Source organism: Butyrivibrio sp. INlla14 (genome assembly GCF_900102515.1).
GTDB lineage: Bacteria > Bacillota > Clostridia > Lachnospirales > Lachnospiraceae > Butyrivibrio.
In genome coordinates this window covers 46,850-66,838 of sequence record NZ_FMVS01000013.1, presented here as the reverse complement: position 1 = coordinate 66,838, position 19,989 = coordinate 46,850, and the positions used below count along the sequence as shown (strand labels likewise).

Here is a 19,989-nt window from a genome sequence, read left to right as displayed (position 1 = left end):
CATCAGTCTTCTACTACGATACCCATACTACGTGCTGTACCAGCGATCATGCTCATAGCACCTTCGATGTCAACAGCGTTAAGGTCTGGCATCTTTGTCTCTGCAATCTTTCTAATCTCTTCCTTAGAAATAGTTGCAACCTTAGTCTTGTTAGGAACTCCTGATCCCTTCTGGATCTTAGCTGCCTTCTTAAGAAGAACTGCTGCTGGTGGAGTCTTTGTGATGAATGTGAAACTTCTGTCTGCATAAACAGTGATAACAACAGGGATGATAACGTCACCCTTATCTGCTGTCTGAGCGTTGAACTGCTTTGTGAATTCAACGATGTTTACACCATGCTGACCAAGTGCTGGTCCAACTGGTGGTGCTGGTGTTGCTTTACCAGCCTGGATCTGTAACTTAATATATCCTTCGACTTTCTTTGCCATTATGGCACCTCCTGAAAATATGTGGTCGGCGCAATTATCTCTTGCTAGAATTGCTCCCGCGGTTCGGACTGACGAATTCGCTGCGACTTACGTCTGGCTCATTCGAGTCCTATCGCCGGGGCAATACTAACAAAATGCGAAAATCGCATTTTGAGTATTGCTCCCACTCAGCGGTTACATGTCTGCCGAAGCAGACTATATATTCAAGTGCTCACGCACTTAAATAACAAAATTATGAATCGATCTTACGAACTTCAGCAAAGGAAATCTCTACTGGAGTCTCACGGCCAAACAGATCTACATTGATAGTAGCAGTCTGCTTACCAAAATCCATTCTCTGTACAACGCCTGCTGTATCCTTCCAAACGCCAGCAATAACTGCAATCTCATCACCAACGCCAAAGTTAACAGAAATTGTATCAGTCTTAATACCGAGAGGTTTGATCTCTGCATCTGTAAGAGGAACAGGCTTACTTCCCGGTCCAACGAAACCAGTAACTCCACGTGTGTTACGAACAACATACCAAGTCTCGTCGTTCATATCCATGTTAACAAGGACATAACCAGGGAACATCTTTCTCTGGACGTTCTTGCGGGCACCGTTCTTGACCTCAACAACATCCTGAAGTGGAACTCTTACCTCAAAAATCTGATTTTCAAGGTGTCTGTTCTCGATGGTCTTCTCAAGAGTTGCCTTAACCTTGTTCTCATAACCTGAATATGTGTGAACAACATACCAATGAGCATTCTCACTAGCAGATGACTCTTCTACGCCTGCTTCCTGTTCTACAGAAGCATCTGATAATACCTCTTCAGATACTGTGTCTTCAGAATTCTCAGACACCTGTCCAAGATCCTTTTCCATTTCTTCTGACATATTATCTCCTTCTCAAATGTAACTATGTGTCCTACTCAAAATATAGAAGTAATAACATTCACTCCATACTCAAACACAATGTCAAGTAACGCAATAAGCGCACAACAAACAGCTGAAACAACGACTACTGCAGTTGTCTGCTTAACAATATCGTCTCTTGTAGGCCAAATAATCTTACCAAACTCTGCCTTAACCCCAGCAAAAAAGCCAGAAATCTTAGAGAATACACCATCCTCTTTTTTCTTGCTCTTCTTGGCAGAAGACTTCTTTTCAGAAGTTTCGGAACTGTTCTGTACTGCCTTAGTCTCTTCCATACCCTTGTAAACCTCCTAGAAAAATAGGGAAATAAAATAAGAAATTACTTTGTTTCCTTATGTAATGTATGCTTCTTGCAGAATGGGCAATACTTCTTCATCTCAACACGATCTGGATGTGTCTTCTTATCCTTAGTTGTGTCGTAGTTACGATTCTTGCAATCTGTGCATGCCAGTGTAATTCTTGTACGCATTATCTCACCTCCGGGCGTTTTAATCTACTATACTTCGCGCCACAAAACATTATTTTTTTGCATAAAAAAAAGACGTAAATCTTATGTCGCTTGTCTACTATAACATAGTCTCTTTGTCTCGTCAACGTTTTTTCAATCATAATTATAATATTTTTATTAAATCGTGCATTTTTAATGATTATTTCATTGACATTTCGATTGTATTATGTAGAATAAAGGTAACTAAACGTGGCTAAATGTGCCCTCGTGCGACAGATGTCAATGGAATGGCAGAAGATTCAACTCGTACGTATCATGGAAGAAAGGAGGGGCATTATGGCAGGCATCTCTTTAAATGGTGCTTATAACCATTTCATACAGGATTATGTATCCAAAGATGTTACACATGCTGATACTCATCGTAAAGAAGAGCTTCGGGATGTGTATAAATCAATTGCAAAACTCAATAAAAATTCCCCTCTATATCTTTTGACTGATGACGATAAATCGCGCAATGACGCTATAGATATCAAGGAAAGGGCCAGACAGTTACAGGGAAATATCATAGGACTGAACAATCAGGAGGATAAATCTTCGTTAGATCACTCTTCTGGTTATACTACTGATGAGGAAAAAGTAACTGCTTCTTATATAGGAAAGAACCCCGAAGAAGATGTTGGCAATATTGGTTTTGATATCAGTGTTTCATCTCTTGCTTCAGCCCAGGTAAACACAGGACGTTTCCTTCCAAAGGACGGCACCGGACTTGCAGCTGATAATTACGCTTTTGATGTACGTATCAACAAACAGGAATTTGAATTCCAGTTTAGTATATATCAAAATGATCGAAATATAGACATTCAGGATAAAATTGCCAAGCTAGTCAACAAAGCAAGTATCGGACTATCGGCTGAAATTGTGGAAGATAACCAGGGAAGAAGTGCTCTTACAATATCTTCAACAAGAACAGGCCTCAAGGCTGGAGAGGCAAGTCAGTTTGAAGTATTTGAATCCTCAAGCGGACTTCAGACCGGATCTGTTTCTTATCTTGGACTTGACCAGATTTCTGCTCCTGCATCAAATGCACACTTTGCATTAAATGGCGAAGAAAAAGCTTCCGTATCTAACAGATTTACTGTAGGTGGCAAGTTTGAATTGCAGCTAAAGTCCACAACAGCTGAAGGCGAAACTATCTCTGTCGGTGTCAAAAAAGATAATGAAGCTCTTAAAGAACATATTGCTTCTCTTATAAAGAACTATAACGACTTTGTAACTGATGCTTCCGGAGAAAAGAATCCTAAGTTTAAGAGCGACAAATTAAAATCTGAAATAGTTGGCATTGCCAAGCAGCATATGGCCAACATGGAGGATACAGGTATCAGATTAGAAGGAAACGGTACTCTTTCTATTGACGACGAGCTTCTGACCCAGGCAATATCAGGAGCAGAGAGCAATGAGTCACTTGCCCCTGTCAAGAAATTTGCCGGTGCACTTCTTGATAAGGCAAAAGATATATCTGTAGATCCTATGAAATATGTAGACAGACCAGTTGTTAATTACAAGAATCCTGATAATAAGGACTTCAACTCTCCTTATATAACTAGTGAATATTCAGGAATGATGTTCAATAACTACTGCTAAAAACCCTGACCCACATTATTAACGAATAGTGCGCCTCAGGGAAAGGGCCGTAGCACTGCAGGGCTATGGTTTGATATTATAAAAGCCACTGAAAGTTAGTGGCAAAAGAGCGGCAGGCCAAGAAGGCTCGCCGCTCTTTTCATTTCCATTTTTTTATTTTATGTTCTATCAGGCATTACACTCTTTTACCATATCAAGAGCTGCTCTTATAACCTGATCCATATTGTAATACTTGTACTGGCCAAGTCTTCCACCAAAGAGAATATTCGGGAACTCTTTTGCCAGGTCCTTGTATTCCTGGTAAAGCTTATTGTTCTTGTCATCGTTCATAGGATAATACGGCTCATCGCCATGTTTCCAGTTAGCAGGGTATTCTCTTGTGATGATTGTTCCCTTGCCCTGGCCATATTCAAAATGCTTGTGCTCGATAATTCTTGTATAAGGTACTTCTCTTTCTGTGTAATTAACTACTGCATTACCCTGATAGTTATCCACATCCGGAAGTTCCTCGACTTCGAACTTCAGCGATCTGTACTCCAAAGTTCCAAGCTTATATCCAAAGAACTCATCTATCATTCCAGTAAAGAGAATCTTATCAAAGGTATCTCCATTTACTGATTCAAAAGGCTGGGTTGGAACATTACCGCTCATCTTTACAAAGTCATAATAGTCAACGCCGGTTTCAACCTTGATGCTGCCTGAAACGAAAGGAAGCTCTTCATCTTTTTCAATCAGAAGAAGTTTCTCTATCATCTTGGTGTAGCCGCCCATTGGTATACCCTGATATCTATCATTAAAATAGTTGTTATCATAGATAAATCTCATAGGAAGACGCTTAATGATAAAGGCAGGAAGTTCACTGCAATCTCTTCCCCACTGCTTCTCAGTGTATCCCTTTATAAGCTTCTCGTAGATATCACGTCCAGCCAGTGAAAGAGCCTGTTCCTCAAGGTTATCTGCAGAAAACTCTGTAGTCCCCTTCTCGCTGTTAATGCGCTGAATTTCCTTGTCGGCCTGCTCTTTTATTATTTCTTTAGCTTCCTGGGGAGTTCTGATCCCCCACATCTTACTGAAGGTGTTCATATTGAAAGGAAGGTTATATAGCTCATCCTTGTATACAGCAACAGGAGAGTTTATGTAATTGTTAAACTCTGCAAATCTGCATGCGTACTCCCAAACCTCCTTGTCAGATGTATGGAAGATATGTGCACCATACTTGTGAACATTGATGCCCATCTTATTCTCAGTATAAATATTACCTGCTACATTTTCCCTTTTATCAATTACCAGAACATTCTTGCCTAAAACTGCCATTTCATGGGCAAATACTGCTCCAAAAAGTCCCGCTCCAACAACCAGGTAATCGTATTTCATATTTGTTCTCCTTGTAACCATTATCTTTATGCGCATAGCACAATTGCTATTATAGCATAGAAAAAAGAGATGTGGAAAAACCACATCTCTTTCTAATCATTACAATTTGAAAACTAATTAGTTGTTCTCTTCTGCCTGGTACTTATCAAGCTGTGAGAAGTCTCCCATCATATCAAGGATCTTCTTGCGTCCAGCCTTGTTAAGCTTAACATACTGAGACATTACTCTGTTCTCTACAATCTTCTTGCCAAGTTCTGAGCCCTGCTCAAGTGTTGAGAAATCAACTGGGTTAAGGTTAAGACGATCGCACATCTTGATTACTGTGCCGTAAGCCATTCCCTCGATTCCTCTATCAAGTGCTGTTACAAGTGTGCTGTATGGTATAGACATATCTATTGCGAACTGTCTGACACTCTTATACTGCTGTAAGATTTCCTTCTTTAAAATCTCTGCCTTTGTCATGGCGCTACCTCCTAAATCTTTATGGAATTTCTTTCCTTTTGCACACATTAGTCTACCACATAGACGATTTTTCGTCATTCACTTTTTAGGGGAATTTTCCAATAAAAATTTATCAAGATTGCCTACTCATTTTTGGCATTTTAACGAAAATGTAAGAGAGCACAAGAATTTACGAAAGTGTTCACACTTTTTTCACAATTCATTGTTAAAATAAAAGACTTTATACCGTAAATGACGCTTTAACGAACATTAATTTTCGCTACAATTTATAAAATCATGTACGAAAAAACAAACAGTACCTTAGTACTGTTTGCAAAAACCCAAATAATCACATGTTATGAGCACCCACTCTATTAGTCAAAAATGACAAAACCTCGTTGTAGATATCTTTCGGAATACTATACACTTTATGGACATTTCCTACACATTGGATATCTAATGAGCCCATTTTCTTTTTTATTGCAACAACATCTGAATATTTAACAACTTCTTTATTAAAATCCTTTTCACAGCTAAACTCACATCTCTCAGCATAGATGCGAAGTATTCCCTCCTTAAAGCCCGATGTCGCATTTATCTCATACTCAGGTTCATCCTCTCCAAGAAGAATATCCAGCCCTTTTTCTCCCTGATTAGTCACCATAGTAGGTTTGGCTATAATAGCATTTGCAAAGGTCATGGCATATTGCTTATCATCCACTTCAGAAACCACGGTTTCTATAAGTCCGCTAAGCGAGTTGTAGTACGCTCTTATAGAATAGTTATTTGTTACCAGTATATGAATGGTCTTATTTCTGATCTTATGCCTGAACTTCATTGTGTGGAAACCAGCCCTCACAGTAATATATTTATTTTCACCAGGCTGTATCTCGTAAAGAGTAGTATCATCCAAAAAGAGCATAATAACACCGCCGGCAAGATTTCTCTGACCAGTACAGGTTATTTCTATCATAAAATCCTTATCATCCTCAAAAAGTTTCCCTCCACAAAAGGGGCAGAAATTAATCTTATTGCTGATATTATCTGGAAGTATATGATTACATTTTGGACAATTCATGCTCATTCTCCCTAAAACTTACATCTAATACAATAATAACACAATTTCGATAATGCTATTATTAAGAAACTATAAAGGAAAGACATCCTCATTTATAGAAACTCCGGAAGGCCTTAAAAATCTTCCTATCTGACCTTTACTGACAAAAGTCTTTTCAGCAATTACTACATCAAAGGAATGATCAGCCCAGGGAAGTCTTGTGGTATTAGCTTCACCAAAGGCTGTGGCGTCAGCAATTCTGCCAGCAACAGCTGCAGCAAAAGAATTAGGGCACACCCCGGCGATATATACATCTGGTTCAATGCTCTTTATGTAAGAAGCATTTGCTCCCAGCCCGCAGCTAAAATCAAGTACCTTTAATATTCCTTTATTGAGCCTGCTAAGTCTTATTACTTCATCGCAGGCGCTTTGCCATGGAAGTGAAAAGCCCCAGATATCAAAGCCCCACTTGTCTTCAAACTTCTCTCTTCCGCATTCCATAGCATCTGCATGGCCTTCAAATCCTCCGCCACCGTTGTGATAGATAAAACTGTTCTTGCAAATATATTGCTCATATCCAGAGCATGCAAGCCTTATTCCAAGGTCATCATCCTCAAAATATCCCGGAGAAAAAACTTCATCAAAAACTTTTCCCTCTATAGATACCGCATCGAGAGCATTCCTCCCCACAAGAAGAGCAAAGCCAGTAAGTCTGAAGGTCTTGATATAGGGATTTTTATACTCTATTTCTTTTGAAAGTGAATACTTACTAAAAGCTTCATAGGCAATATCAGGGCCAACAGCCTTGTGCCATGGCTTACCGTCGTCGTTTTGAAGGGCTTTCAGAATAATTTCTTTTTCATTTTGAAGTTCCACGCTATCAGTCACAAATCTCTCCAGATCTTTCTGATCGATTTCCTGTAATGAAGCGCTGTTGGAAAAAGAACTGACAGCTCCCACATTTCTGTTGCCATATAAGCCCATTCTGAGCCAGAAAAGCGCAAGGGGCGTAAGGATTGCATCATTATTTAAAAAGAAAATGTCGTTGTCCTTATCAGCTTTGTCTGCGCCAATATTGCAGCCCTTTGGAAAGCCCAGATTTTCCAGGCTGAATATGATCTTGATAGGCAGCTTGTAACTAATAGTGCCTGCTTCTATTTCATTAAGATAGTCAATAACTTCCTTCTCAGTGGATGAGTTATCCACAACTACCACTTCGGTAGTCGCAGATGGTGAATAGTTTTCCACTGACTCAAGGCATTTTTTTATAAGCTCTTTATCATTGTAACTTAGTACCATGACTGTCGTCCCCCTGACTCTAAGGCCAGGTGAGTTTTTCATGCCATCAAAAGAGCTCCTGATCACATTTGCATCTTCCTCATTTGTGCAGTGATCAAGAGCCATTTCCATGCATAAATAGGCCCAATTCACGTTTATATTTGTGTAATATAGACCCAGCATATAATAAATCTCATAATTAGAGTGGTCGTAGTTAAGACCCTTGTAGAGGGCTTTAAGCTCTGCTGTGCCATCGTTTAAGGCTTCCCAGATAGAAGCTTCTAATACGCAGAGTTTTGAAGCATCAGAAGGAAGCATTTCCTGGATGTGCAAGTACTCATCCTGAAATTCATAGAGGGCTTTTTGCATTTCTCCTTCTGTTATAAGCTCTGCAAGCTTCTCAAACACCTTCTCACCTCGTATTAAGTACAAAAGTCCAGATTTGTGGTCACGATAGCCTAATTTACAATGATATTATAGATATAATTATAATTCAATATAGAATATTTAACTATACGTAATATCGTCATGAATCCTATTTTTCTGTATTCCATACCTAATAATATTTTCGCTTTAACCATTAGTTTTCTGTCTTGGCAGTCTCATCAATCATCTCTCCACCTTGAATTCATAGAATTCTCCAGGGTTTAGGATGAGGTCAAAGGTCTTTTCTTCAATAGGCTTGAAGTCATAGGTAAATTTATTTTGTTGAGCGTTAATCTGATCTTTAAGAAATGGTGGTCTCTTAGGGAAGAGTTGTGTCAGCCCGGCATCAGAGCTCTGTACATGGATTGTAGCGTGGATAGGATGGGCCTGTCCTGTCACATGCGCATAGGCAATAAATGTATCGTTATCGTAATGGAAAAGAGATACATTAGGAGCAGAAACATATACCCCATCATAGTTAAATACTGGTTTTATTGCATCCATAGCCCACTGGGGCACTTTTGCAAGATCTGATGGATTTTCTGGAATGTTTATGATATACATCTGTCCCTTGCCATAAGTTTCCTTGAGGAAAAGAGTAGAATGATATTCTCCGCTTCCTCCATTTAAAAGAGACCAGGAACTATTGTTGGAATGCTGGATGTCCGCAAAAGAAACCGGCTCCACATTTTCAAGATATCCTGCAGGGTCATCTGTCTTATAATATCTTGTGACTGCAAGCTTACGTCCAGTAAGGTATACACTACTTAGATCCTTCCACTGATCCTTATCTGCATCTGCCAGAAATCCTGTTGTTACAAAGGCCTGTCCACCAGCCAAAAGAAATTCTTTTAACTTAGCAAAGATTTCTGTATCGCAAAGTGAGCTCTGGGTCAAAAGAACTTTACCGCTTTTTGGAAAGACTGTAGTTGGGTTAAGAGCAAATCCCTGCATTCCAAGAAAGTCTTCAACATGATTCTCGCCTTGAGACGCATATGGTATATAAGCCGGAATTCCTACAGGATCACCGCATTTATCAAGCATTCTGTCAATTCTGGAAAACTGAAGCCCAAGTGGTGTCACAAGCTTATTTTCATAAAGATCCGTCCACTGGAAAAGAGTTATCTCTTCAGGTCTTGCAAAGGCTGAAAGATATCCCTGCTCCAGATAATCATCCACTGGCCAGCACTGATAGGTATCAAACCAGGTTCCATGGTTTCTTCCACCTGATGCCGCATCCATCCACCTTACCAGGCTGTAGCTTAGATATGTTGGAAGATGCTGATCCTGATAGGCACTGGCTCTTGTTTCTGTACCAGTATATACCATGTCAAAAATATCTTTTTCCACATCAGGTCTGTAACCTGTAGCATGGTAGGATTCACGCCAGTTAGGAAATTTTATTATCATCTTCACATTAGGATTAACTTTCCTGGCTGGACCTACTATAAGGTTCTCAGAAACGTCCTTCATCAGCTCTTTTCTATATTCCACCCAGGTCCTATTACCCTTTGCCTTTATGCAGTCCTCGCAGGTACAATTAGTGAAGTAAAAGTCATCCAGGATTACTTCATCAAATTGCCTTGCGCAGTATTCAGATACTTTCTGAACGTACTCCCTCATCTTAGGGTTGGTATAACAAAAGGTTCCAAATATGCGCTGTCTCTTTTCATCCTCTTTATCAATATCTGGTACAACAGTAGTAAAGCCTCCTGCTACCTCCACATTTTTCTTTTTGAAGAAATCAATAAAGCTCTTCATCTTTTCTTCATCAACCCAGTGTCCATCTCTGTAGGGCTCAAGGTAAACCTTATCAAGTCCCACATACTTTTCGATGAAATCGTACTGTTTTCCAAGCGTATCAAGGTCCATACGCTCCAAAATCTGTGCGACGCAGTAAACTGTTACTTTGAAGTTATTAAAATGGCCCATAAAAAAATCCTCCTAGTAGCATTTCGAAATATTAGAAAGAATAACATCTAATATAATGATAACTTCTAGAAGGATCACAATCCAACTTAATCCTATATTATATTGCCCAATTTTTGTTATTAATCTGAATTACTTATTTTCCATGGTTTACAGACCGTATTCTCTTATACTATCCTGAAGAGTTCTGCAGGCTCTCCAACCGGTATCCCTGCATATCTTATCCACAGATGGTCTAAGAGATACAAAGGGCTCCGCCTTTTTTCCAAAACCGATAAGATTCTCCAGAGACTCATAAGGATGCTCATCGCCTGCATTTTCTGAGGTCTCAACAATTCTGGCAGCCTCCAATACGTAGTCCTTAAGAGGCCTAAAATCTCCATTTGCAAGGTTATAAGCTTCTCCAGCTCTTCCCCTTTCACCCAGCGCAATAATAGCATCTGCGCAGTCTCCGGCATCCAGATAATCCCAGTACTGTTCACAGGATGAAAGACTTATCTTTTCCCCATTATGTAATCTGCGGACAAGGTCAGGGAACATGCGGCCCTCTGGCTCATATCTCCCTATAAGGCTAAATATCCTGCCCCAGATAAAATCTATGTTAAGAGCCATGGCCCTTGACTTTAAAAGGTAAAAAGCCGCCGCCTTACAGGATCCATACGCAGTAAATGGCTCAAGAGACACATCCTCTGTTATCAGCTCTGCATCCGACTTAATGCCATACTCAGCCTGAGAACCAATGCCCACAAAGCGAATATCTGGATTAATCCTTGCTGCAGAATCTATCGCCTTAAGTGCTCCATCCACATTTTTAAATTGAGCATCGAAATCATCTCTTCCTCCGCCCCAGGCAAGGTGGAAAAAGACATCTGCCTTCTCAGGAATATAGTCTGGGAGCCTGTCATACTCTTCCATTTCAAGAAACACTCTGACAAGCCTGTCTGGGTTGTTTCCGGCAAATCTGTCATTATGGGCAGCTGTAGGTTTTTTCCTGCCAACTGCATATACTTTATATTCATTTTGTAAAAGGTGCTCTACGAGGTTTGCACCAGCAAACCCGAAAGCACCTGTAACTATGGCTATTTTCATATGCCCTGTTATTATCCTCTTACAGCCTCTTTGATAACTCTTGCCATATAATCAATCTTCTCATCGGAAAGACCTGGATATACGCCAATCCAGAAGCTGTTGTTCATGATGTAGTCTGTAGTCTTAAGGTCTGATGCAACCCTGTACGCGTCAGTATCCCTATACTCATCAAAGCATGGATGTTTGATTATATTGCCACTAAAAAGAAGTCTTGTCTGAATGTTATGATCCTCTAAGGCTCTTGTGATCCTATTTCTTGTAACAGGTTCGCCCTTTTTGTCAACAGCGCCCTCTTTTACACTCATGATAAAGCCAAACCATGAAGGTCTGCTGCCTTCTGAAGCCTGTGGAAGCACAAGAACATCTGAAACCTCTTCAAGGTCAGCATGGAGTCTCTCCCAGTTGTGTCTTCTTGCATCAGCAAAACCAAAGAGCTTATCAAGCTGTGCACATCCTACAGCAGCCTGCATGTCTGTAGCCTTAAGGTTATAACCAAGGTGGCTGTAAACATACTTGTGATCATATCCCACAGGGAGCTGGCCAAACTGGCCATCGAATCTTCTGCCGCAGAAGTTATCCTTGCCAGGAGGACATACGCAGTCTCTTCCCCAGTCTCTGTAGCTCTTTATAAGCTTATTAAGAAGTGCATTGTTAGTGTAAACGCATCCACCCTCTCCCATAGTGATATGGTGTGGTGGGTAGAAACTGGATGTACCTATATCTCCCCAGGTTCCTGTGCATCTGGTCTCACCATCGATAGTGTACTCAGAACCAAGGCTGTCGCAGTTATCCTCAACAAGCCAGAGGTTGTGCTTGTTACAGAACTCTCTTACAGTCTTAAGATCAAAAGGATTACCTAAAGTATGAGCAATCATTACTGCCTTTGTCTTGGGACTAAGGGCCTTCTCAAGCTCAGTTACATCTATGTTATATTCTGGAACTGTCACATCAAGAAATACCGGAATAGCACCGTACTGCATGATAGGAGCCACAGTTGTAGGGAAGCCGCAGGCAACTGTGATCACCTCGTCCCCTCTTTTTATCTGTCTGTCGCCCAGTTCTGGAGCAGTAAGCGCCATGAAGGCAATAAGATTAGCGGAAGAGCCACTATTTACAAGGTTTGCAAACTTTACATGCAAAAGCTCGGCAAATCTCTTCTCGAATTCCTCTGTGTATCTTCCAGCTGTAAGCCAGAAATCAAGAGAAGAATCCACAAGATTGACTACTTCCTTTTCATCAAATACTCTTCCGGCATAGGAGATTCTGTCACCCTCTTTAAAATCATTTTTATCTGTTTTTAAAAAGTTGTTGTAGTACTCAGTTACCTTTTCTAATATTTCCTGTCTTGCAGCTTTTTCAGCTTCCATATTTTTGTTCATTTCAAATTACTTCTTTCTCTATACTTTAACTACTTATCAGATGTCTCTGATCATTATCCCAATACAAAATCTTGTCCCAATATATTTTGGCCTGATGGATACGATATCAGCCAAAATACTCTTCAATCTGCTGTTCCATGGCTTCTGAGCCCTTGCCTTCAAGGTATAAAACTGTCCATTCCACAGTCTTTTTGATAGCCATGTCAATATCCCACTTAGGTGCCCACTTGAGCTTTGTCTTTATCTTGGAACAGTCAAGTTTAAGGTAATTGGCTTCATGAGGCCCTCCGTCTGACTGGATGTCAATGCCAAGCTGTTTAAATCCTGAAAGAACACTTCCTGCCTCGCAGTTTCTGATTTTCTCATTCCAGTTATTGGCAAAGAGGCTTGCGATCTTCATTGCAGTCACGGCATCGCTCTCATTAGGGCCAACATTGTAATAGCCTGCCTTGCCATAATCCTCATACTGAGCCTTGCCTATCAAAAGATATGCCGACAGCGCCTCAAGTACGTGTTGGAACGGCCTTGTAGAATCAGGGTTTCTGAGGATTATCTTTTCCCCGGCTCTTGCTGCCCTTACGCAGTCAGGAACAATCCTGTCCTTTGCAAAATCTCCGCCACCAATTACGTTACCAGCCCTTGCTGTAGAGACTGCAATTTCTCTGTCTCTGAAAAACGAATTAATATAAGAATGAGTAACCAACTCTGAGCAGGACTTACTGTTAGAATATGGGTCATAGCCGTCTAATTTCTCGTCCTCTCTATAGCCCCATTCCCACTCATTATTCTGGTAAACCTTATCAGTTGTCACATTGAGAAAAGATCTGACAGTGGAACTTGCCCTTACACATTCACATATATTGACTGTTCCCATGACATTGGTCTCATAGGTATATCTGGGGCTCTTATAACTGTCTCTTACAATAGGCTGCGCCGCAAGATGAAATACTATCTCAGGCTGTGCCTTGTCAAAAAAGTCTCTTAGTTTCTCAAAGTCCCTTATGTCTCCTATGCATGAATGAATACTGCCATCCACTTTAGAAATATCATATAGATTCTCATTATCAGAGGGCTCTTTAAAGCCCTCCGCATAAATATCTTCATTAACTCCGGGCATGAGCGAATATCCATAAACATCAGCTCCCGCCATGACCAGTATCTTGGTCAGCCAGCTCCCTTTAAAACCGGTGTGGCCTGTCACAAATACCCTCTTGCCCTTGTAAAAATCTAACATCAAACTCACATCTACTCCATATTTGCTACATCGGCAGCCTCTCTCTCATAATCAGCCGCCTGTTCTTCATTGCCTAGTTCCCTGTAGCATTTTGCTATAGCAAGCCTTGGAAGTTCCATACTCTTCTTGATATCAAGAATACTGCTGCACTCATAAGCTGCATTGAAATACCATACTATTGCTTCATCAAGGTCACGCTTGCCATAATAATAGTCTCCAAGTTCATAACACATCTCACTGGACATTTCAGTTATGGCATCCTTGAGGGTATATTTTAGCATTGACTCAGCATCTTTTTCAAGGACAGCTATATGAGCCAGAACACAACTGGCTTCCTTGATCTCATCGAGGCTCCTGTTATTATCAAGTGTGGCCTGAACAAAGAAATCCTTGGACTGAATAAAGTCATCATCCGTTCCTGCCATGAAGAGTTCTCTTGCATACATGCCAAGAAGCCTTCTGGAAAACTTTCTGCCATCGTTTACTGCCTTTCTAAAAGCAGCAAGGTCTCTGCCTGCATGGTTCTCTTTTGGCTTGTGAATGATCTCAATATCGCTGTCGCAGACTACTGGTTCTAAGGCCACCTGCTCGTGAATAGGATCAACCCACCTGAACTTTCTGATTCTCTTATAGAGCTTAGGTCTTAGTTCTCTATCAAAATTATATACAGTTCGAAAAGACAACTGATTGCTATAATACATCTGAACGATGTCAACATCAAGTTCAACAATATCTTCTTTTAATTTAAGGAACCTCTGTCTGTTCTCTTCATCCAGCTCCTCATCTGCATCAGCAGTATAAATGTAGTCACAGCTCGCAAGAGAAAAAGAGTAATTTCTGGCGTCACTAAAGTCGCCGGTCCACTTAAAATTGTAAACCTTGGCACCTCTTTCCTTGGCAATCTGTATAGTGTTGTCAGTGGACCCTGTGTCCACCACAATCATCTCATCAACGATTCCTTTTAGCGAATCAAGGCACTTGCCAAGGCAGCTCTCTTCGTTTTTAACTATCATGCACAAGCTGATCGTAGCCACAGTCACACCTCCAATACATTCCAGATTTCTGCGAGTATTTTCTGCTTTTGCCCACAGGAAGTCACACATTAATGTTAACGTTTTACTGATAATTTTTCAAGAAAAACTATTATCCAGCCCTCACCCCCACTCATGTGCATCGCTCATTCAGAAAGTTTTGGCGTTGGCTCCTCTCCCAGCCGCAGTACCGGAGCATCGCTCATTCAGAAAGTTTTTTTCGTCGGCTTCAGTTCGGGTATTCATGGGCTCCTGGAAGATGCATAAGAATTCTACGGTTCAAAACTCGCGCCAGGGCAGCGCTTGCGAGTCGTCCAGTTTCCTATGCGAGTCTTAGATGGCAAATGCGATTTTCTAATGTTTCCACAGCAGTTTTTCCCGCGCATGCGAAGCGTTGTCTGAAGCAGGACGGGGATATTTATCTTTATAAGAAAATGCCATTTGGCGCACCGCGCCATAAAGAAATGAGGAATCAATCTCTCCAAGCTAGCTTGAGAGAATTGATTCCCCATTTCTTGTAACGCCCGCATCGCGGGCTATGGCATTTTCTATTGTAGTATTTCTTCCCGTCCTGCAAGTTTCAGCTGCAGCATGCGCATTAAAAGAAAAACTGCGGAAACATCTAAGAAAATCTGCATTTGTCAGTGACGAGCACTACGGAAACTGGCGTGAGTAAAAAGCTGCCCCTTGGCGCTCAGACATGTTGAACCGAAGCAGAATTCTTATGCACTTCCAGGAGCCTCATGAAATACACCTCCTTACACAGACGAAAAAAACTTTCATGAATATCGCTCACATACGGTACTGCGGCAGGGAGAGGATTAAACAATCTATGAATGGCCTGGCTATGAGCGGGATAGGTTTTTCATGGTGTCGAGGTCTTGTTTGGTGATGGGTTCGGTGCTGTATCTGGCCTTTTCGTATAAGGTAGAGGCAGCGGTAGTGTTGTGGGTTTTTGACTCCATTTGCATTGGGGTATCAGACCCTAGAATGGAAGATGCATCAGTAGACTTCTTGATGTATTTTACAAACATATACCTGATGCGGCCCTCAGGGGTCAGGCGCTTTCGGAGGGTTATACGGCCAGGCTTAGTCTCGAAGGCATTTTCTTCCTTGCGGATTGGGCTTAGGAATTCTCTTTTATCCCTATGGAGCTTGTCCTTAAGACCCATGCCTTTTGAATTAAAGAATCTGTAAAACTCTCTGATTCCGATAATAACAAGGTAGATGATAAATACCGTTACAACTGCTGCCACGATCCAGAATAGGACATTCCAGAGTGTATGCCAGATGGATGTATCCGGCTTGGCTGGAGGAATAAGTCCCCCAAGTCTCCCGCCTGACATAGGCTCACTTACAGGATCTTCATACTCTATGGTCTCCTCAAACTGAAAATGTGAAAACAGCCATCTAAGTGCTGTTACAAGGCCTCTTTTTATGGCAGAGAGTATTTCTTTTCCATAGTCAAAAAAGATTCCTACAGCGATACAGATAAGAGAAATGGCGATAGATGCTCCCATCATCAATCTATTGTTATTACCGATTGCGTCATAGGGCACGTAATCCTTGTTCTTCCAGATAACAAGCGCGTTGTTGGTCTGCTTGAGATTATAAAATAGCATGCACAGAACTGCCCATACCACTTCACCTATCAGTATCGGTGCTAAAACAAGCTTCTGATGAGTTATAAGGCTAAGGGCAAAAAGAGCAAAGAAAACAAAAGCTTCAGATATTTCAGGATAAAACCTGTCTTTGTCCTCAACCCTTGAATAAATGGCCAAAAGAACTATTATTACCGCGGTAAGTATGCGGAGTGAGAGCATCACGTTTGAAACGTAGATACCACCAAATTCGCGGCCAGCATAATATCTAAGATCCATAACATAGGCAACATAGATTGGCAGCGCAGCCCCCAGAAGATGCATCAGCAAAAAGGCGATCAGATTCTGCACGCGACGCCTTACTGCCTCAGAGAGTAAAAGAAATATCACAACCGGAAGGCTCCCTAAAAAAGCCATATTAAATGTTGTTATCTGAAAACACATGACAACCACAGAAAACACTAGGCTTACAAGAAGTACATTATTTATTATTCTGATAGTTTCCAGTTTACGATCTATATTCATTGATGAAGGATCCTCACAAATTCAATTCGTTTATCAGAAGGAGCAGTATCATCCATGCTTTTTGTAACAGGACACATCCAGATAAGCTTTCCCTTGGCATCTGCCAGTTCCGTAGCCGCATTCATGGCTTTCTCTCTCCTGCTTGTAGAAATATAAAGATAAATAACCTGCGATAATCCACCACTTTCCAGTTCCTTATCCACAAGCTGATCCATATCCGCTGTGCCTTTTGCCAGGTCAATTCTGGAGAGCGCCCTCATAATGCTCTGCAGATGATCCGCAGATGCTCCTGCTTCCAGGGATACCTGTTCTGATGTCGCTTTATCTTTTCCATTGGTCAAAAGAGATACTGGAATATTCCCGTTTACAAAGCGCATAGCCATAGTAGCTGCAAGCCTGATACAATCCTCAATAAGCTCTGTCTCAAATAAGATTCCAGGCTCTTCTACGTTAAGGACAATCCTGACCTCAGGACTTACCGTATAGTCATGAAGGTTTACCTTAAGACTTCCTGTTCTGGCACTGGCCTTCCAGTTTATGGAGGACATCTGATCTGTTGGAGCGTAGTCTCTTATTCCCCTGAAAGTAAAGTTATCCTCATACAAAAACCTCTGTGCTTGAGCTTCTCCTGAAAGATGCTCAAAGGCCACATCGATTTCACTGCGCTCAAGAAGCTTTGGATATACATAAAAGAAAGTGTTCTGATCTCTTGTGGCATAATGTATATCCGGGCTAAAAAGATCTGATGCCACAAGGGAAGTCTGCAGGATACTGTAAAATCCCCTTTTTTTACATTTGATCCTAAGAGACCTTGTTATCTTTTCATAAAAACGCAGGCTAAAGACATCAATTACATTTACTCTGTCTGTAACTGATGCGTTGGTGGTGTCCATAAACTCAAGTCCTACGTCCGTCTGGAAATTAACCTGAAGAATATGAAGCGGTATGAAATTCCTGTTTGTTATGACCTCTGTTAAAAGAGCTTCTTCCCCTTCTGTAGCTGCTTCTTTTTCAAAAGACAGATCTGCAGACAATCCGCGCTGCCAGTACCTGTTAAAAATCTTGCGCTCCAGAACGTACAAAAGCACTAATATCAGAGGTATCAATATAATTGGCATGGGTACCTCTGTTTATGTAGTAATATTGATCAGTTTAAAATATTTGCCTCTGTAGGCACCGGAACTTCTGCAAGAATTTCTTCTATAACAGAAGCTGCATTTTTAGAAGAGCCATAGGTATTACCCATGATGAGACGGTGTGCAAGAACAGGCACTGCAAGGGCCTTTATATCTTCTGGTATCACATAGTTTCTATCATTGGCATAGGCTAAAACCTTGGCACAGTATAGGAGTGCAAGGCTTCCTCTTGGGCTTACGCCTGATGCGACATCATTTCTTTTTCTGGTGGCCTCAATTATCTCTGTTATGTAGGCAAGAAGATCCTGATGCACCCTAACAGCCATAGCTTCTTTTCTCATTGTGATGATATCTGAAAGACTTGCTACGCTTTCCATCTCTGATAGTTTTTCTGTTTTATTCCCTTCCTGGAATCTCTTTAAAATCTCAAGTTCCTGGGCCTTACCAGGAAATCCCATGGACAATTTCATGATAAATCTGTCAAGCTGTGCCTCCGGAAGCGGAAATGTTCCACTTGTTTCAATCGGATTCTGCGTCGCTATTACAAAAAATGCATCCGATAGTTTTCTTGTCTGGCCATCTATTGTTACCTGACACTCCTCCATGCATTCTAAGAGTCCCGCCTGAGTTCTGGGTGTTGCTCTATTTATCTCATCAGCAAGAAGGATGTCGCAAAAGACAGGTCCTTCATTAAATACAAACTCACCCTTCCCGGCCTGATACACATTAAGTCCTGTGATATCAGATGGCAAAAGATCTGGTGTAAACTGAATCCTGTTAAAGCTTCCCTCTATAGAATTAGAAAGAGCTTTAGCAAGCATAGTCTTTCCTGTTCCGGGAACATCCTCTAAAAGCACGTGTCCTCCTGCCACCATGGATACTAATGTGTATAGGATCACATCTTCTTTGCCTACTATGATTTTTGCTATATTTTCCTTTATTTCCTTAATCTTATTCATAACTTCTCCTATCAGATACATCTCTTCCTACAGATGAATTGAACTCCTCATATATGTCTTTTCTAAGCTTTCCTAGCAATGTGTTTTTAGTATCTCCATCTTTGGCAAGCCCAAACAATAGCTCATCCATTTCTTTTTCATCTGCAAAAAGGTCTTCATATTCCTTCAAAACAGTCCCTCTGTATTCTTCGTTAAAAATATACTGTCTTCTTAACAGTTCGCATACTGTATCCCTGTGATACTGATAAAGAAGCTCAATATTAAAGACCTCATTATTGTTTTTTAGCCTTTTGGCATCTTCATTTTCTTTGTCGTAATCAATAGTCAATTCGAGCTTTTCTTCCTCAAGTCCCAGAATTCCCGTAAGAGATGAAACATTATAATTAAACTTCATAAGTTCATCCTTCATCGCTTCTTCATAAGGATTAATATAGCTATCAAAAGAAAAATCCTTTTGTCCCTTAAAACTTGAATTGCACACCTTGCATGAAGGAACCAAGTTGTATATCGACATTGAAAAAAATGGATAAATGGACTTAGGAAAAAAGTGATCAAGATCCGGTCTCACCTTATTTTTTTCAGAATAATAAGATGTAATATATGACCTGTTACAATATGGGCATACCTTAAGCCCTGTGCTCATAATATAGGCATAGGCGCACCATTCATCAGCATCACCCTTATATTCTCCCACCATGTATCTGTGTCCTGCTTTTGGCGATGGTGTTTTATCACAAAACTTTTTATATCCAAGAGCATCCTGCATATATTCTGAGTAGCTTTTCTCTTTAGTTCCATCTTTTTTCTTTTTAGTAGGTGCGTTAATCAGCTCAATTATTTTGGGGTGGTAATTCTTTATATAATTGTAAGTATCCTGAAATTGCTCAGGTTTTTGAAGAAAAATAGACTTCTTATAGTTACTCTCACCTAGTAGATTGACCTGCCCCATCAGCCAATCACAAAACTTTTTATGAGCTGTCGTGTAACTTTGTTTTTTCCATGTTTTTTTAAAATCAGAAATCATATCTGGTAGCTTTTTTCTAAGATAGATCCTATGGCTCTCTATAATTTCCTCAGATAATTCCAAATGTATCATT

At 40.7% G+C, this 19,989-nt stretch carries 18 protein-coding genes; 1 reads left to right on the top strand and 17 read right to left on the bottom strand.

The genetic code is table 11. The annotated features are described in order from the left end of the window. Positions 1–2: 2 nt before the first annotated feature. The 4 genes from rplK to rpmG form a co-directional block, all read right to left on the bottom strand. The gene (rplK, locus tag BLO53_RS10045) at positions 3–428 is read right to left on the bottom strand and encodes a 50S ribosomal protein L11 (protein ID WP_013281686.1); all 426 of its coding nucleotides are present in this window, start codon (positions 426–428) and stop codon (positions 3–5) included. Positions 429–660: 232 nt separating this feature from the next. Then, positions 661–1,305: a transcription termination/antitermination protein NusG gene (gene nusG / locus BLO53_RS10040; protein WP_026490482.1), complete on the bottom strand. Its 645-nt coding sequence runs from the start codon at positions 1,303–1,305 to the stop codon at positions 661–663. Between the two features lie 35 nt (positions 1,306–1,340). Then, positions 1,341–1,619 (bottom strand): preprotein translocase subunit SecE, encoded by a 279-nt coding sequence (secE, locus tag BLO53_RS10035; RefSeq protein WP_092061090.1) that lies wholly within the window; start codon positions 1,617–1,619, stop codon positions 1,341–1,343. A 44-nt stretch (positions 1,620–1,663) separates the two neighbouring features. Beyond that, positions 1,664–1,813: a 50S ribosomal protein L33 gene (rpmG, locus tag BLO53_RS10030; protein WP_013281689.1), complete on the bottom strand. Its 150-nt coding sequence runs from the start codon at positions 1,811–1,813 to the stop codon at positions 1,664–1,666. A gap of 315 nt (positions 1,814–2,128) precedes the next feature. On the opposite strand from rpmG, the gene fliD reads away from it, so the two are divergent. Beyond that, positions 2,129–3,433, top strand: coding sequence for a flagellar filament capping protein FliD (gene fliD, locus BLO53_RS10025; RefSeq protein ID WP_176757240.1), 1,305 nt, complete (start codon positions 2,129–2,131; stop codon positions 3,431–3,433). A 168-nt stretch (positions 3,434–3,601) separates the two neighbouring features. Here fliD and glf read toward each other — a convergent pair whose 3' ends face one another. From glf to BLO53_RS09960, 13 genes are all read right to left on the bottom strand, one after another. Beyond that, positions 3,602–4,807 (bottom strand): UDP-galactopyranose mutase, encoded by a 1,206-nt coding sequence (gene glf, locus BLO53_RS10020; protein ID WP_092061083.1) that lies wholly within the window; start codon positions 4,805–4,807, stop codon positions 3,602–3,604. A gap of 117 nt (positions 4,808–4,924) precedes the next feature. Further along, positions 4,925–5,269, bottom strand: coding sequence for a hypothetical protein (locus BLO53_RS10015; protein ID WP_026490486.1), 345 nt, complete (start codon positions 5,267–5,269; stop codon positions 4,925–4,927). Positions 5,270–5,597: 328 nt separating this feature from the next. Then, positions 5,598–6,326, bottom strand: a complete 729-nt coding sequence (locus BLO53_RS10010; protein ID WP_092061081.1) for a hypothetical protein — start codon at positions 6,324–6,326, stop codon at positions 5,598–5,600. A gap of 69 nt (positions 6,327–6,395) precedes the next feature. Then, positions 6,396–7,991 carry a glycosyltransferase gene (locus tag BLO53_RS10005; protein WP_092061079.1) on the bottom strand — a complete coding sequence of 532 codons (1,596 nt, stop codon included), beginning with the start codon at positions 7,989–7,991 and terminating at the stop codon, positions 6,396–6,398. 201 nt (positions 7,992–8,192) lie between these two features. Further along, entirely contained in the window at positions 8,193–9,941 is a 1,749-nt protein-coding gene (locus tag BLO53_RS10000; RefSeq protein WP_092061077.1) for a hypothetical protein, read from the bottom strand. Positions 9,942–10,088: 147 nt separating this feature from the next. Then, positions 10,089–11,027 carry an NAD-dependent epimerase/dehydratase family protein gene (locus BLO53_RS09995; protein ID WP_092061074.1) on the bottom strand — a complete coding sequence of 313 codons (939 nt, stop codon included), beginning with the start codon at positions 11,025–11,027 and terminating at the stop codon, positions 10,089–10,091. Positions 11,028–11,038: 11 nt separating this feature from the next. Continuing rightward, positions 11,039–12,406, bottom strand: coding sequence for a lipopolysaccharide biosynthesis protein RfbH (rfbH, locus tag BLO53_RS09990; protein WP_092061072.1), 1,368 nt, complete (start codon positions 12,404–12,406; stop codon positions 11,039–11,041). 106 nt (positions 12,407–12,512) lie between these two features. Next, positions 12,513–13,640, bottom strand: coding sequence for a CDP-glucose 4,6-dehydratase (gene rfbG, locus BLO53_RS09985; protein ID WP_207648472.1), 1,128 nt, complete (start codon positions 13,638–13,640; stop codon positions 12,513–12,515). 11 nt (positions 13,641–13,651) lie between these two features. After that, positions 13,652–14,674, bottom strand: coding sequence for a glycosyltransferase family 2 protein (locus BLO53_RS09980; protein ID WP_242875356.1), 1,023 nt, complete (start codon positions 14,672–14,674; stop codon positions 13,652–13,654). Positions 14,675–15,516: 842 nt separating this feature from the next. Then, complete coding sequence (locus tag BLO53_RS09975) at positions 15,517–16,797, bottom strand: hypothetical protein (RefSeq protein WP_092061066.1); 1,281 nt, start codon at positions 16,795–16,797, stop codon at positions 15,517–15,519. After that, on the bottom strand, positions 16,794–17,915 hold the full coding sequence (locus BLO53_RS09970; protein ID WP_092061064.1) for a DUF58 domain-containing protein: 1,122 nt from the start codon (positions 17,913–17,915) through the stop codon (positions 16,794–16,796). The genes BLO53_RS09975 and BLO53_RS09970 overlap by 4 nt, the downstream gene beginning before the upstream one ends. A 29-nt stretch (positions 17,916–17,944) precedes the next feature. Continuing rightward, positions 17,945–18,892, bottom strand: coding sequence for an AAA family ATPase (locus BLO53_RS09965; protein WP_092061062.1), 948 nt, complete (start codon positions 18,890–18,892; stop codon positions 17,945–17,947). Next, positions 18,885–19,988, bottom strand: coding sequence for a hypothetical protein (locus BLO53_RS09960; protein WP_092061060.1), 1,104 nt, complete (start codon positions 19,986–19,988; stop codon positions 18,885–18,887). The genes BLO53_RS09965 and BLO53_RS09960 overlap by 8 nt, the downstream gene beginning before the upstream one ends. Position 19,989 lies beyond the last annotated feature (1 nt).